Below are 13,426 nucleotides of genomic sequence, written 5' to 3'. Positions count from 1 at the left end.
AGTACCGACGCTCGGAAAGGCTTGCTTCATAACAGTGTATGCTGTGATATATGCCGGTGACTTTTGATATTGTTATCTGAAAATGCTGTTGCATTCAGTTTTTTATGCCTGTTGGGTTCTATCTGAAAACAAGAATTATTTAAAACTGAAGCTGGTCGAGGTTTTTGCCGTAGGCAGGGAGAAAGTCGGACAGAAAGCGTTCAACCTCCGGAAGGTCGGCAGCAAGCTTGTCGACAGCGGCCTTTGTGGATTCATAGGCGCTGGAGAATTCCGGATTGCCGACAGAGGTTTCTTCCATGCATTTGATAAGAGCAGACAGTTTATCTGCCGCTTTTACAAGCTTCCAGATATATTCATCTCCGGACTGGCGGAAGAAGAGTGGTTCATACTGTGGTTTCATTTCGTCCGGCAGTTTGTTTAACAGCTTGTAGCAGGCTGTTTTTTCGATCATTTTAAAGGATCCCTTGATATCATCGTTATAATACTTAACCGGAGTTGGCATATCACCGGTTATAATCTCTGAAGCGTCATGGTAAAGTCCGATCAGAGCAGCCCGCTCTGCATTCAGATCCTTTTCATAATAGGTATTGCCGATCACGGCAAGTGCATGAGCGATAATGCTGACTTCCAGGCTGTGCTCACACAGATTTTCTTCCCTTGTATTCCGCATCAACGCCCAGCGGTCGATGTATTTCATCCTTGAAATCATAGCAAAAAAATTATATTCCATCTTTATCTCCTTATTAAATAATTGTGAATATATCTGCAAAAAAATAAGAAAGTAAATTATATTTGGACAGTTTGACTTACCCAAACAGGGGCATTTGAGTCCGCCGGTACTCACATTTCGTACTTAGTGAGTGCTTGCACGAGCTTAGAACGAAAGCGCACCCCTGTGGTGTGATGGTGCATTAGCAGCATCTTAGTACCGCTGCAGGAGTAACTGAGACCTTAGCGAGGCTTAGCCGAGGTTAGTTCGAAGTTACACAGAGTGGAAACGAGTGGGAACGTCCCCTGGTTGGTAAGGTCAAAAGTGTCCAAATATATTATGCTATTTCCATCTTTTGCAGATATATTCACAGGTTAGCTCACTCCTTGTGGAAAAATCCGTACACCGCTTCGGCGGCATTCCGGTTCATGGATGGCGCCTGCATCAGTTCCTCGATGGATGCCTCCCGGATCCTTGAAATATCCTTGAAGTACCCCATCAGATCCTTTCGTCTGGCAGGGCCGATGCCCGGTATATCCTCAAGGATAGAATGTACCTGAGATTTGCTTCTGAGGCTTCTGTGATATTCGATGGCAAAACGGTGGGCTTCGTCCTGCAAACGGGTAACCATGTCAAATGCCTGTGTATTCTTTGGAAATTCCACTTCTTTATTGTTATAATACAGTCCTCTGGTCCGGTGGTAGTCATCCTTTACCATACCGCAGACCGGAATATTCAGATGCAGTTCGTCAAGAACCTCCAGGGCAATGTTGACCTGTCCCTTACCACCATCCATCATAAGGATGTCAGGATAGACCTTAAAACGTTCATCGGTAAATCGTCTTGTCAGAACCTCGCGCATACTGGCGTAGTCATCCGGTCCGTCGATCGTTCTTAATTTGAATTTGCGGTATTCATTGGGTCTGGCTTTTCCATTTTCAAAGACCACCATCGAAGCAACCGAATGGTAGCCACTGATGTGCGAGATATCGAAGGCTTCCAGCCGTTTGGCAGATGGGACACCGATCAGTTCTGCCAGTTCCTTTGCAGCACCTTCTGTTCGAGCCTGCTCCCGTTTCAGCTTTTCAGTATCCTGTGTCAGAACAAGAAAAGCATTGTCACGCGCAAGCTTTAACAGCTTGGCTTTGTCACCTTTTTGAGGTGTGAGGATGTGTACCAGATTTCCCCGTCGTTCGCTTAAGTATTGTTCGATCAGCTCCTGCTCATTTACTTCATGCTCCAGAATGATCTCCTTAGGGAGAAATGGAGTAGAAGCGTAATACTGTTTTAAAAATGCAGCCATAATATCTCCATAAGATTCCGATTGCACACCGGTCATATGAAAATGTTCTCTGCCGATCATCTTGCCGTTTCGGATGAAAAAGACCGAGATAACGCCTTCGTTCATGTTGTTGGTAGCCATCGCGATCACGTCACGGTCATCGGTTGTTGTGTTGTCAACACGCTGCTTTGATGCGATGTGCTTGATGCTTTCGATCAGATCACGAACCTCTGCCGCCTGTTCAAATTCCATATCGGCTGCCAACTGTTTCATCTTTTCTGCCAGTTCCTTTACCGTCTGCTGGTGATGCCCGGTCAGAAAATGGATTGCCTGTTCCACCTGTCTGCTGTAGTCCTCTTTTGAGATGTAACCCTGACAGGGAGCCTTGCACTGTCCGATGTGGTAATACAGACATGGGCGATCCAGCCCTGTTTCCTGTGGCAGCTTTTTGTTGCAGCTTCGCAGATGATATAGTTTTTTTAACAGATCAATGGTATCCTTGACAGCACCTGCATTAGTATAAGGACCAAAATATCTGGCATGATCCCGGTGCATCTGATGCGAGAACAGAATACGAGGGAAATCCTCGTTGACTGTGATCTTGATGTATGGATAGCTTTTGTCATCCGTAAGCATTGTATTGTAGTGCGGACGGTGTTCTTTGATCAGATTACATTCCAGCACCAGTGCTTCAATTTCAGATTCGCAGATGATATATTCAAACCACGCGATGTGGCTGACCATTTTTTCGATTTTAGGTGAGCGTTTATATCCTGACTGAAAATACTGGTGTACCCGGTTATACAGATCAATGGCTTTGCCGACATAGATGATTTCATCGGTCTTGTTATGCATCAGATAGACACCCGGTGTATGAGGCAGTTTTTTTAATTCTTCTTCAAAATTAAACATACTTTGAATTCATATCCTTTCCGCTGCGTATTCTAAAAACAGCAGATTCACACATAAAAATCAGTATAACATAAGATTCAGAAAACAGGTGGCTTTTTTCCTGAAAAAATAAATTGATGAATTGACGATAAATAGGTTGTAGAATATAATGAAACAAGAACTGAAACTAGGGAAAACAGGAGGAGAAGATGGTTTATAGTATAACAGTATCCAAACTCATAGAGAAAATGAATCTGAAGAATTATACACCGGAGATCGATACCGATAAGGTGCTGATCCAGGATCCGGGTATGAACCGCCCGGCGGTACAGTTTGGAGGATTCTTTGAACATTTTGATGCAGGACGTATCCAGATATGCGGAAATGTAGAACATGCCTATATTGCAGCGATGCATACAGAGGAAGAAAATATCAAGATCATAAATGAATTTTTCTCATATAAGCCGCCGTGTCTGATATTCTGCAGAGATCTGGAACCATATGAATTTATTATAGAAGCAGGAAAGAAGCACGGAGTACCTGTCCTCACATCAAGTGCCGTTACATCTGCATTTGTACATGAGGTAGATCGTTGGCTCCATGTAGAACTGGCACCAAGAATATCCGTACATGCTGTACTGGTCGATGTATACGGCGAAGGTGTTCTGATCATGGGTGAGAGTGGTATCGGTAAATCGGAGGCTGCTCTGGAGCTGATCAAGAGAGGCCACCGTCTGGTTGCAGATGATGTGGTTGAGATCAAGAAGGTCAGTGATGCGACGCTGGTTGGACGAGCACCGGATATTACCAGACATTTTATCGAGCTGCGTGGTATTGGAATCATTGACGTAAAATCACTGTTTGGTGTAGAATGTGTAAAGCTGGATCAGAACATCGATCTGGTCATCAATCTGGAAGAGTGGAGCAAGGATACGGAGTATGACCGTCTGGGACTGGAAGACCAGTACACAGAATTTCTTGGAAATAAAGTCGTAAGTCATAATATTCCGATCCGTCCGGGCAGAAATATCGCGATCATTGTTGAATCTGCAGCGGTTAACCACAGACAGAAGAAGATGGGATATAATGCGGCACAGGAATTATATAACAGAGTGACGCAGAATATTATGAAGGGCAATGCAAATAAGGAGGAGCAGTAGAAAAATGGCAAACTATGTATTTGGAGTAGATATCGGAGGAACAACCGTAAAGATCGGTCTGTTTACAACACAGGGTGAGATGGTTGAGAAATGGGAGATCACAACAAGAACAGATGAAGGCGGAAAATATATCTTAAGCGATATCGCAGCATCTGTTGAAGATAAACTGGCAGAGAAAAGGATCGAGAAGTCTGATGTAGCAGGTGTTGGAATGGGTGTTCCGGGTCCTGTAAAGGCAGACGGCACGGTTATCAAATGTGTAAATCTTGGATGGGGAATCTTCAATGTAGAAGAAGAACTCAGCAAATTATTAGCCCTTCCTGTAAAAGCCGGAAATGATGCAAACATGGCAGCGCTCGGTGAGATGTGGCAGGGCGGCGGAAAAGGCCATAAGGATATCGTAATGGTAACACTTGGAACCGGTGTCGGCGGCGGTATTATTTTAGATGGAAAGATGCTCGCGGGAACCAACGGTGCAGGCGGTGAGATTGGACATATTTGCGTAAATGACGACGAGACAGAAGTATGCGGATGTGGTAACAAGGGCTGTCTGGAACAGTATACATCAGCAACCGGTATCGTTCGTATGGCAAAGATCATTTTAAATACAACAGACAAGCCATCCAAGCTTCGTCAGATCCAGTACATTTCAGCAAAAGAGATCTTTGATGCAGCAAAAGAAGGTGATGAGCTTGCAGCAACACTGGTAGAAAATCATGGAAAGGTTCTTGGAAAAGCACTTGCCCAGATCGCATGTGTAGTAGATCCTGAAATCTTCGTAATCGGTGGTGGTGTATCCAGAGCAGGAGATATCCTGATCGATACAACTGCAAAATATTTTGCACAATATGCATTTCATGCATGCAGACAGACCAAGTTTGCACTTGCTACACTTGGTAACGATGCGGGTATGTATGGTGGTGCGTGCAGTATACTGAATCAGTAAAAAGTATTAAGTAAACTATGTGTAAATTACATAAATCGGGTTGAAACGCCCTGAAAATTCTATACATTTTTAATATTGAATTCTAAAAGCCTTTAATGTATGATATTGTGTGGTAGTGTTTGAGATTTTGAGAAATCAACTGGAACAGCATGCAAAACCTTATGTTAAAGGCTTTGTTTTGTCTATCAGGTTTATAAGATTCTTGAGAACCCGGAATAAAAACAGGTCAGGAGTTTAAAATTATATGACATCGTTTTATGAGAGCGCAGCAGCGATCACAGGAGAAAACAGAATAAAAACAAAAGAACCTTTGAACCGATATACAACCTTCCGGATCGGTGGAAAAGCAGATTTTATTGCTGAACCGGAGAAACCGGAGCAGATCGCAGAGCTTGCAGACCTCTGTAAAAAGGAAAAAGTTCCGTTTTTTATTATGGGAAATGGAAGCAACTTACTGGTATCAGATGATGGCTATCGTGGAATGATCATTCATATAGCAGATGGAATGTCTAGGATCACGGTGGAAGGAACAAGGATCACTGCGCAGGCAGGTGCATCGTTGATTAAAACTGCGGTAACAGCAAAACAGCACGGACTGACCGGAATGGAATTTGCATCTGGTATACCGGGTAGCGTTGGTGGTGCTGTTTATATGAATGCAGGAGCATATGGCGGAGAGATGAAGCATATTATCACATCTGTAAAGGTGCTGGATCGGGATGGACAGATCTATGAGATCGCGGGTGCAGATATGGAATTCGGCTACCGCCACAGTAAGGCAGAACAGGATGGCCTGGTTGTGCTGGAAGCTGTAATTGAACTTCAGACCGGAGATATGGATAAGATAGATGAAGAGATGAAACGGCTGGCAGAAGCGAGAATCTCAAAGCAGCCACTGGAATATCCGTCGGCAGGATCGACTTTTAAACGACCGGAGGGATATTTTGCAGGAAAACTGATCATGGATGCGGGACTTCGCGGTTATACTGTAGGAGGAGCTCAGGTATCAGAGAAGCATTGTGGTTTTGTGGTGAACAAAGGCGGCGCAACGGCGGCTGATGTCATGCAGTTGGTAGACGATGTAAAGAAAAAAGTAAAAGACAGTTCCGGTGTGGATCTGGAGCTTGAGATAAAGACACTGGGGGCATTCTAGGATGAGATTTGTAATTGTGACAGGAATGAGCGGCGCAGGAAAGACAACAGCGATGAAAACGCTGGAGGATGCAGGATACTTCTGTGTGGATAATCTCCCAATCCAGCTTATTAAGCGTTTTGCGGAAATTGCATATGATGAACAGATTCAAGTTGATAACGTGGCGATCAGTGTCGATATCCGGAGTGGAAGAGCGTTAAGCCAGTTGAATGCCTGCTTAAATTACATGAAAGAAAATGGATACCAGTATGAGATCCTGTTTATGGAATGTTCAGATGAGAAGCTGGTAAAACGGTTCAAGGAAACAAGAAGGAATCATCCATTATCTGCAAAGAACGGAAGGATCATAGATGGTATCAAAAAAGAAAGAGAACTGATCGGCTTTATCAAGGATGAAGCCGATTATATCATAGATACAACGAATTTGTTGGTTCGGGAGTTTAAATCTGAACTGGATAAGATCTTTGTGCAGAATATGGAATATGGGAATTTTATCATTACCATTATGTCATTTGGCTTTAAATATGGAATCCCAAGAGATTCGGATATTGTGCAGGATGTAAGATTCCTGCCAAATCCTTATTATGATGAAGAATTGAGACCACTGACCGGAAATGATAAGGTGATTCAGGATTATGTCATGAACTGTAAGGAAGGACCGGAATTTCTGGATAAATTTATAGATCTGGTACAGTTCCTGATTCCGAATTATATTAAAGAAGGCAAGAACCAGCTTGTTATCTCGATCGGCTGTACCGGTGGCAAACACCGTTCTGTAACGATCGCGAATGAAGTATATAGTCGTCTGCAGAAATCCACATACACTGTGAGAATATATCACCGTGATATCGGAAAAGATGCAGTCGTAAAGAAATTGTAGAACAGGAGTGAGACATATGTCCTTTTCCTCGGAAGTAAAAGCAGAACTTGCGAAGAATATCAGCAGTGCCAGACACTGCAGGATCGCAGAGCTTTCAGGAATGATGTCGATGGTGGCAGATGTATGGTACAGGAATGGTTCACTCTTTAAACTCTGTATAACGACAGAACGCAGTATTATAGCAAAGACGATGGCAGCTTTGATCAAGGTATTATTTGATATCCGTATGGAATGTTCCGTAAAAAGAACCGGGAGCAACAGCCGAATCTACCGGATGGTGTTAGATCAGCAACAGGAGATCGAACGGATGATGCAGACACTGAAGCTCTCGCCTGATTTTGGGATATCTCAGAATGGCGTAGCAAAGGTAAGCTGTCAGGATATGACAGTCAACCGGATGGTTGTGCAGCAGCAATGCTGCAAACGGGCATTTATCAAAGGTGTATTTATGACATCCGGATCGGTCAGTGATCCGAAGAAAGGATATCATCTGGAGATCGTCTGTAATAATGAGGATCGTGCCGGAATGATCGGGAAGATCATGGCGGAGCTTGATATCGAAAGCCGTGTCATTGCCAGAAAAAAGTATAGTGTCTGTTATATAAAGGATGGAACCATGATCGTTGATATGTTGAACATCATGGGCGCTCACATTTCTTTAATGAATATGGAAAATGTGAGAATATTAAAAGATATAAGTAATAATGTAAACCGCAGGGTAAATTGCGAAGCAGCGAATCTGAATAAAACAGTCAGTGCGGCTGTCCGACAGATCCAGGATATCAATTATGTGATAGAAACAAGAGGTATCACATATCTTCCGGATAATCTGCGGAGTCTTGCAGAACTCCGGTTGGAAGAACCGGATGCGTCGCTGAAAGAATTAGGCGAGATGATGAATCCTCCCATTGGAAAATCGGGAGTCAATCATAGATTAAGAAAAATAAGTGAAATAGCAGAAGACCTAAGACAAAAGTCGTATGTGTAGGAGGAAAAAATGTTAGAAAGAACAGTTAAGGTAGCCATGACCGAAGGAACCGAAGAAAGACCAGTGGCAGTACTTGTACAGATCGCAAGTCAGTATGAGAGCCAGATCCATCTTGTATCAGATGACAAAAAAATCAATGCCAAGAGCATTATGGGCATGATGAGTATGGGATTTACAGAAGGACAGGAGATTACGGTCATTGCAGATGGAAAAGATGAAGCAGCAGCAGTAAAGGAGATCTCAGAATATCTGACAGCGAATGCATAAAATCTTCTGTTAATTAATTGGTGTTTTTATTGCACGCTTTGGTTGAATGTGATAAAATCAGATTATTAATGGATATGTGTCATCGGAGGAAGCAGATATGGGATTTTTTGATGGGATTTTTAAGAAAATACCTTTCGTGTCCAGATTCTCGAAAAAGAAAGCGCCGGTTAATAATGTAGAGTTACAGTATAACAAGGCTATGAATCTTATGGATAATGGTGATTCTGAAGAATCTGTTAAGATACTGGAACAGGTTGCAGATATCGGTATTATGGATACCCAGTACAAATCATATGGAGATGATGCCCTTCTCGCACTTGCTGAGTTTTATGAAAAGGGTGTTTACCGCAACGCAAAAATAAATGTAGATATGAACAAGTCTACAAAGTACTACGAGAAGTATGTGAATCAGAACCGTGATGGTGATGTGATATACAAGCTTGCTAAGATGATGCTGGAAATCCAGAATTTTTCAAAGGCAATCAAGTACTTCGAGATGGCAGCAACGGATTATGGTATCAAGGCAGCATACATGAGCCTTGGTTCTATTTATGAAAGCGGTCTGAACCGGATTGATGAATATGGAAATAAGAGTGATTTCGTCGTTCCTGTTGATCTGGAAAAGGCAATGCAGTGGTATAAGAAGCTTGCTGATGCCGGTGATGCAAAGGCAAGGGCATCTTATGAGCGCGTGTTATATGCAAGCACACATGAAGACAGTCTGGAATTTGAGGAAAAAGATAAGCTGTATACGGAGATTTCCCAGAGAAGAAAAGAAAAGGGAAAAGAGCCACGATATAAGGTGATCGAGGCATCCAGGTTACAGTATCAGTATTCCTATGTACACAATCAGGTGGAAGGATATATCCACAAACTTCCAAAAGACTGGGTAAAGACGATTAATGAGTCAACCGGTGAAGAATATTACGCACCAAGCCTTACATATAAAGACTTTGCAATCTATGTTTATTACGACAGTATACCAAAGGATTCTAAGAAAACGTTGGAAAACTATCTGAGATATTGTAATGATGCATTTGACGAAGATTTACAGTTGAAAGCATATATTACAGAGTATGCAGATGGTATCTGCACGACATACTACCATAAGGATATGGAAAAGGGTATTGTTTCATTTGCGTTCTATCAGGGAAGACGACTGGCATGTATGCGTTTCGTATGTGCAACGATGGAGATCATTGAACAGTACGAGGAGATTATCTTCGAGGTAGCAAACTCATTTGCATTTATTGATCCGACACTGGTCAGTGAAGAAAGTGCAAACCGGAGAGATATGCAGTATTACAATGAAGCAATCTACTGTTACTATCTGGAAGATTATGAAGGTGCCATGAAGGCTGCAAAGCAGGCACTGAAGTTTGGAAGCATCAAAGCAAGTTACCTGCTTGTAGAGCTATACTATGATGAGGACAGCCCATACCGTGATCTGGAAAAGACGATCAGTTATGCAAAGCAGTTGTTTGAAGCGACGAAGGATCCGGAACTTGCGTTCCTGATTGGTAATGTATACGATCAGCAGATGAAAGATTACATGAAAGCTTTGAACTGGTACGAGAATGCAGAACGGCTGGGACATAAGCGAGTTGCATTCTATCTGGGACGTATTTATTATTATGGATTACTCCGTACCAAGAGAGATGGAAGAAAGGCTCTGGAATATTTCAAGAAGGCAAGAGAGAACGGTATACCGGAAGCAGAAGGTTATATCAAGGATCTTGAGGAACTGAAGGGTCAAGATCTCCAGACGGCCGTTGAGAAATGGGAAAGAGCGGTTCAGGCAGGAAGTGAATCTGCAGCAATTAAGATCGCAATGATGAAACAACAGCAGATTTTCTATATAGCAACGCCGTACGAGATTGAGAAAGCATATCTGGAAGCACTTGGACTTGGAAGTGCCAGAGCAGGATATGAACTTGGACGTATCTATCAGCTTCAGGAGAAACAGGAAAACTATAAGGGCGAGATCAAGAGTATCAAGTATTTTGAGAAAGCCTTTAATGCGAACTTTGATGACTGGGATAAGGAAAATCTGTTCAGAGTTATTAATTACAAGGTTGAAAAGGGACTCGATAACGAAGAGGCTATCAAGCTCTATATCGAAAATGCAAGTATGGGTTACGTTCCGGCTATCGAAAAGCTGTTTGAACTGGTTCCGTTTACAACACAGCAGATCTGGAGTTTGTATGATGCACTGATCGAGCTAGCAGAGACTGGTGATGAGACTGCTATCGTAGCGATGAACAAACTGGAAATGCATTATGTAGATCTGATTATCCGTGAACCGGGTAAGGGACAGAAGATTGTGGAGAACAAGTTTTTCCGCTTATGTGTTCCAAAAGAATGTTCAGCAACGATCAATGATGAAGGCGGTACGATCAAGCTCGCCGATTCTGTTGTTGAATTTGCGGTGGCTGAGATGCCTGTCAATGCGACAGCAGAGCAGGATTATCTGAAGATTTATAAACTGATCGTATCAGAATATCTGCCAGATGAGAATGCAGAGGTTATTATTGCGAACTCCAGAATGATCGGTTCCGCGATCAGAAGTTCGAAGGATAACATCCATACATACAGTATTCTTTTGATCAGCTCAAAGAATCAGTATATCTTTAAGCTTAGTTCGAAGGACAGACGGGAGATGATGCAGTTCAAAGATGTATTGAACACGATTGCAAAATCTCTGGTTGAGACTGGTGAGATCTACAAAGCAACAGGTGAAAACAGAAAGAACATTGGTCTTGCATTCCTTCTTAAGGCAAATGAGAATGGATTCCTTTCGATAGGAAAAGATGCTTAATAGAATTTAGAACAATATGTTTTAAAGCAGTATCTTGCCCGGAGAATAATTCTTCGGGCAAGTGTCTGTTGAAGCAGCATGTAGAAATGACAAATGTGTTTGTCGTAGAGGTGAGTACAAATGTTTAGAAATATCATGAACAATCTGGCAACATGGTATGAGATTGGAGAAAATAAAGCAGCACTCATTAGAGGAGGAAAGTTTGTAGGAAAGACATGGGCAGCCCTTGATTTTGCTACAGGTTTTTTTGATGAACACATTCTTATCGATCTGGAGCAGTATCCGGATTTTTGTCAGTATATTTCAAAGGAGAGAAAGCCGGAGAAACTACATGCGAAATTAACAACTTCATTGGATAAATATGACTTTCAGGGAAAGTTATTGATTTTTGATAATGTACAGCTTAGTACAATGGCGGTTCCGAATCTGGTAGAATATGCCAGGGTAAGCAGCGGCGTGCGAATCTGTATGCTTGCAACAGTGAATGGAATGTTGCCGGGTGAAGCAGAATGCCAGGATGATCTCTTTGTGTATGAGTTAACGCCGATGACCTTTGATGAGTTTTTAAAGGCAGGAAAAGGCAGAAAGCTCTGGAAGTACATTGAGAACCAGAGACTGGAAGGATTGCCGGAGGAGGTACGGGCAAGCGTAGATACGATGCTGGATGCATTTTTAGTGACCGGGGGAATGCCGGAAGCGGTAAATGCATATTACAAAAATGAAAATTTTGAAGAAGTTGACGGTATTTTGCAAAAAACACTTGACAAGATGACCGAATATATAGTAAAAGTAACACCGAAGAAACTTTTAACAAAGGTGATGCTGATCTGGAACAGTATTCCTGTTCAGCTTACCAAAGAGAATAAAAAGTTTATGTACGGATACGTAGATCCAAAGGCGAGAGCCAGAGAGTATGAGTCGTCAGTTGACCATCTTGTACGGATCGGAGTTGTCCGTCAGGTGTACCGTGTAAAACATGGTATATTGCCACTTGCAGAGCAGGTGGATGAAAAGTCCTTTGAGATCTATCATTTGGATCATGGCCTTTTAAGGATTATGGCAGGCATTCATTATTATGATATAGATCAGACCAATATCGTTGATACGATGGATGGCATGATAGCCGAGCAGTATGCGATGGAAGAATTATATGCGAATAAGAATATTGGCAGGTTGTTCTTCTGGATATCATCAGCAACAGCGAAGGTTGATTTTGTGTATGAAGGTGATGGTGAGGTTGTACCGGTTGATGTACAGACAGAGCCACATACGAAAGCACAGAGTTCCAAGGTGTTCAAGCAGAGATATAACAATGCAACGTCTATCAGAATTTCAACAGATGACATGTATATGAATAACGGACTTTTAAATGTTCCGCTATACGGCATCTGGAACTTTTAACAAACGCCGAAATAGCTCAGTTGGTAGAGCAACGCATTCGTAATGCGTGGGTCGAGGGTTCGAGTCCCTTTTTCGGCTTTGAACCTTATACCCCGAAACCTAAGAGAAAGCAAGGAATTCGGGGTATTTTTATGTCTTAAAATGGTTTTAGGGGTAGTTTAGGGGCAGAATTATGAAATTAAATTATAATAAAGCGGAAGTATTATCCGTTTTTAATGGATGATAAAAATAATCGCAATTTTTCTCAGGTAACTGCTTCCTTGGGTGTTGGCAAAAAGGAAAAAATGAAATACAATAAAAAGATGGATAATATTTAGAATAAAATCGGAGATGAAAAGTTTCATGAACATGAACTGGTATAAACATTTGAAAACGATCAACCATCATAAGTGGCTGGTTATGAAAAACTGCTTCCGGGTAGGCTTATATAAACAGGGACTGCTGCATGATCTGTCCAAATACTCTTGGACGGAGTTCTCAGTGGGGGTGAAGTATTATCAGGGAGACCGAAGCCCGAATGATGCGGAACGAGAGGATAAAGGCTATACAAGTGCCTGGCTGCATCATAAAGGAAGAAATAAGCATCATCTGGAATATTGGGTAGATTATAGCACAGATCATTCCGGTGCGTTAGCGGGCTGTAAAATGCCGGAAAAATATGTAGTTGAGATGTTCTGTGACCGGATTGCAGCAAGTAAGAATTATAATAAAGAGAAGTATAACGATTCTTTCCCATTGGAATATTTCAGAAAAGGTAAGGCTAGAAAGAATCATCTGCTCCATCCGGAAACGGATGCATTGCTTGAGAGTTTGCTGGTGATGCTGGCAGAAAAAGGGGAGGATTATACCTTTGACTATATACGGCGGGAAGTACTGCATAATAAAAGACCGAAGAAAAAATAGAAATAAGATCGTTATTGACAGTAACGTC

11 protein-coding genes and 1 tRNA gene are annotated in these 13,426 nt (G+C 42.2%); 10 read left to right on the top strand and 2 right to left on the bottom strand.

Translation table 11 applies throughout. The features are described 5' to 3' along the window. Positions 1-139 precede the first annotated feature (139 nt). Both yfbR and uvrC read right to left on the bottom strand, forming a co-directional pair. Positions 140-730, bottom strand: coding sequence for a 5'-deoxynucleotidase (yfbR, locus tag WKT03_RS06260; protein WP_340391223.1), 591 nt, complete (start codon positions 728-730; stop codon positions 140-142). A gap of 358 nt (positions 731-1,088) precedes the next feature. Beyond that, the gene (gene uvrC, locus WKT03_RS06255; RefSeq protein WP_021944833.1) at positions 1,089-2,903 is read right to left on the bottom strand and encodes an excinuclease ABC subunit UvrC; all 1,815 of its coding nucleotides are present in this window, start codon (positions 2,901-2,903) and stop codon (positions 1,089-1,091) included. Between the two features lie 188 nt (positions 2,904-3,091). Here uvrC and hprK point away from each other — a divergent pair, with 188 nt between their 5' ends. The 10 genes from hprK to WKT03_RS06205 all read left to right on the top strand — a co-directional run bounded on the left by hprK (position 3,092) and on the right by WKT03_RS06205 (position 13,398). Further along, positions 3,092-4,042 (top strand): HPr(Ser) kinase/phosphatase, encoded by a 951-nt coding sequence (gene hprK, locus WKT03_RS06250; RefSeq protein ID WP_008401344.1) that lies wholly within the window; start codon positions 3,092-3,094, stop codon positions 4,040-4,042. 4 nt (positions 4,043-4,046) lie between these two features. Beyond that, positions 4,047-4,988 carry an ROK family glucokinase gene (locus WKT03_RS06245; protein ID WP_118675036.1) on the top strand — a complete coding sequence of 314 codons (942 nt, stop codon included), beginning with the start codon at positions 4,047-4,049 and terminating at the stop codon, positions 4,986-4,988. A gap of 244 nt (positions 4,989-5,232) precedes the next feature. Further along, positions 5,233-6,141, top strand: coding sequence for a UDP-N-acetylmuramate dehydrogenase (gene murB / locus WKT03_RS06240; protein ID WP_340391222.1), 909 nt, complete (start codon positions 5,233-5,235; stop codon positions 6,139-6,141). 1 nt (position 6,142) lies between these two features. Then, entirely contained in the window at positions 6,143-7,021 is an 879-nt protein-coding gene (rapZ, locus tag WKT03_RS06235) for an RNase adapter RapZ (RefSeq protein ID WP_340391220.1), read from the top strand. Positions 7,022-7,037: 16 nt separating this feature from the next. Continuing rightward, complete coding sequence (gene whiA / locus WKT03_RS06230; protein WP_021944837.1) at positions 7,038-8,009, top strand: DNA-binding protein WhiA; 972 nt, start codon at positions 7,038-7,040, stop codon at positions 8,007-8,009. A gap of 9 nt (positions 8,010-8,018) precedes the next feature. Continuing rightward, positions 8,019-8,276, top strand: coding sequence for an HPr family phosphocarrier protein (locus WKT03_RS06225; protein ID WP_021944838.1), 258 nt, complete (start codon positions 8,019-8,021; stop codon positions 8,274-8,276). A 97-nt stretch (positions 8,277-8,373) separates the two neighbouring features. Continuing rightward, positions 8,374-11,094, top strand: a complete 2,721-nt coding sequence (locus WKT03_RS06220; RefSeq protein ID WP_340391219.1) for a tetratricopeptide repeat protein — start codon at positions 8,374-8,376, stop codon at positions 11,092-11,094. A 120-nt stretch (positions 11,095-11,214) separates the two neighbouring features. Beyond that, complete coding sequence (locus WKT03_RS06215; RefSeq protein WP_226801065.1) at positions 11,215-12,495, top strand: DUF4143 domain-containing protein; 1,281 nt, start codon at positions 11,215-11,217, stop codon at positions 12,493-12,495. Between the two features lie 5 nt (positions 12,496-12,500). Beyond that, positions 12,501-12,573 (top strand) — tRNA-Thr (locus tag WKT03_RS06210). 270 nt (positions 12,574-12,843) lie between these two features. Continuing rightward, the gene (locus WKT03_RS06205) at positions 12,844-13,398 is read left to right on the top strand and encodes a DUF5662 family protein (RefSeq protein WP_117785204.1); all 555 of its coding nucleotides are present in this window, start codon (positions 12,844-12,846) and stop codon (positions 13,396-13,398) included. Positions 13,399-13,426: the final 28 nt, after the last annotated feature.

It is taken from the genome of Coprococcus sp. HCN-4056 (genome assembly GCF_037892645.1).
Taxonomy (GTDB): domain Bacteria; phylum Bacillota; class Clostridia; order Lachnospirales; family Lachnospiraceae; genus Coprococcus; species Coprococcus ammoniilyticus.
The sequence above is the reverse complement of the archived record's forward strand: the minus strand, read 5'-3'. Positions and strand labels throughout refer to the sequence as shown.